This window comes from Nocardia sp. JW2, from assembly GCF_051843015.1.
In the GTDB taxonomy this organism is placed as follows: Bacteria; Actinomycetota; Actinomycetes; order Mycobacteriales; family Mycobacteriaceae; genus Nocardia; species Nocardia coubleae.
In genome coordinates this window covers 1-2,240 of the sequence record NZ_JBPXLK010000058.1, presented here as the reverse complement: position 1 = coordinate 2,240, position 2,240 = coordinate 1, and the positions used below count along the sequence as shown (strand labels likewise).

The window sequence follows — 2,240 nt, the reverse complement described above, 5'->3', positions numbered from 1 at the left end:
AAGGGTGCGACGAAGGAGTGCCCGTAGGGAGGGAAGAGGCGGCGCTTAGCGCCGAGACCCGCGGCGCCAGCCGCCAAAAAAGGAGCGCGACGATGTTCGACAAGCGCCGCCCGCTCGGGCTGAGTAGCAGTCCCGACTACGCGCTGGTCGGTCTGTTGCGCATCCCGGTCGAGCAGATCAGTCCCTGGACCTCGCTCACCCGCCGCGTCCTTTTCGCGATCCTGTTGCTGTTCACCGCCGCGGGCGTGGTGTATCTGGGCCGCCACGGCTACCGCGACAACTCCGGTGACGAGTTGTCGTTCCTCGATGCGATGTATTACGCCACGGTGTCGCTGTCGACCACCGGGTACGGCGACATCGCCCCGATCACCCCGACCGCGCGGCTGGTGAACATCATCGTCATCACACCCCTGCGTGTCCTGTTCCTGATCGTGCTGGTCGGCACCACTCTCAGCGTGCTCACCGAGCGGTCCCGGCAGGCGTTCAAGATTCAGCGATGGAGGCACACCGTGCGCAATCACACCGTTGTCGTCGGTTACGGCACCAAGGGACGCACCGCGATCGATGCCATGCTCGGCGACGGTGTGCAGGCGTCCGACATCGTCGTCGTCGATACCGATCCGATCGCGCTGGAGGCGGCGGCGGGTGCGGGTCTGGTCACCGTGCACGGTTCGGCGACCAAGTCCGATGTGTTGCGCCTGACCGGCGTGCAGCGGGCGTCGTCGGTGATCGTGGCGACCAACCGCGACGACACCGCGGTGCTGGTCACCCTCACCGCCCGCGAATTGAACAAGACCGCCAAGATCTGTGTCGCCATCCGCGAGGCCGAGAACACCCATCTCGTGCGCCAGTCCGGCGCCGATTCGGTGGTGGTGTCGTCGGAGACGGCGGGCCGGTTGCTCGGGATCGCCACCACCACCCCGACGGTCGTGGAGATGATGGAGGACCTGCTCACCCCCGAAGAGGGTTTCGCGGTGGCCGAGCGTGAGGTGGAGCCGAGCGAGGTCGGTGGGTCGCCGCGTCACCTGTCCGACATCGTGCTGGGCGTGGTGCGTGACGGTCAGCTGATCCGCGTCGGTGAGCCCGAGGTCGACGCGCTCGACGCGGGCGACAAGCTGCTCTACATCCGCAACGGCGGCAAATAGCGGCAGCGGCTAGGCTCGGCGATGTGTCGTTCCGGCTGAAAAACGTTCCGCTGCTGTCGCGTTCCACCATCGATCGGGCCGAGCACGTGCGGGTCGATCCCGCCGCGCTGCGCGAGGGGTGGGGGAAAGCCCGGGTGCTGCGGGTGGATCCGCGCGGGCGGGTGCGGGTGGACGGCGGCACCATCGTTCTCGACGCGGCCACCGCGTTCGGTGATTTCCCCGAGGACCGGGCGGTGTTCCTCGGGGTCGCCGAGGGTGCGCACCTGTGGGCGGTGCGGGAGCCGGAACTCGAGGGCACGCTGAAAGACCTGCGCACGCTCGGCGCGGTCGACGACTTCACCGCCGAACTGCTCTCCACGGCCTACGCCCTGCTCAACTGGCACGACCACGCCGGTTTCCACGGCGGTGACGGGACCTCGACCACCCTCGCGCGCGGCGGCTGGTCCCGGTTGACCGGCACCGGCGTCGAGGAGTTCCCCCGCATCGACCCCGCCGTGATCGTCCTGGTCCACGACGGCGCCGACCGCGTTCTGCTCGCCCGCCAGCACAGCTGGCCGCCCGCGATGTTCTCGCTGCTCGCCGGCTTCGTCGAAGCGGGTGAATCGCTGGAACGGTGCGTAGAACGCGAGGTCCGCGAGGAAGTCGGCGTCGACCTGCGCGAGATCCACTACCTGGGCAGCCAGCCGTGGCCGTTCCCGCGCTCGCTGATGGTCGGTTTCGCCGCTGTCGGCGATCCCGCACAGGAACTGGCCTTCTCCGACGGTGAGATCGAAGAAGCCCACTGGTTCACCCGCGACGAGGTCCGTGCCGCCTTGAACCTGGGCGACTGGTCCACCCGCGACACCAACGCGCGCCTCCTCGTCCCCGGTTCCATCTCGATCGCCCGAACGATCATCGAATCCTGGGCGGGGGTCTGAGTTCGAATTGACAGGTCGGGTGCGGTTTTCGACGTGCCCGGCCCTTTTGTCTTGCGCACAGGGAAGTACTGGCTGTGTTTTTGGAGCGCTGGCGCGCTCGAGCGCGGCCCCTGGGGGGCCGCGAGTTAGCCGCCGTTGCTCGCGCTTCGCGCATGCGCAACGGCGGCTAACTCGCGGC

Annotated in this window: 2 protein-coding genes; both read left to right on the top strand. The window is 68.3% G+C overall.

All coding sequences use genetic code 11. The features are described 5' to 3' along the window. The first annotated feature begins 92 nt into the window (after positions 1-92). The gene (locus ACSVDM_RS30755) at positions 93-1,145 is read left to right on the top strand and encodes a potassium channel family protein (protein ID WP_439269165.1); all 1,053 of its coding nucleotides are present in this window, start codon (positions 93-95) and stop codon (positions 1,143-1,145) included. 23 nt (positions 1,146-1,168) lie between these two features. Further along, on the top strand, positions 1,169-2,062 hold the full coding sequence (gene nudC / locus ACSVDM_RS30750) for an NAD(+) diphosphatase (RefSeq protein WP_439269164.1): 894 nt from the start codon (positions 1,169-1,171) through the stop codon (positions 2,060-2,062). The last annotated feature ends 178 nt before the right edge of the window (positions 2,063-2,240 follow it).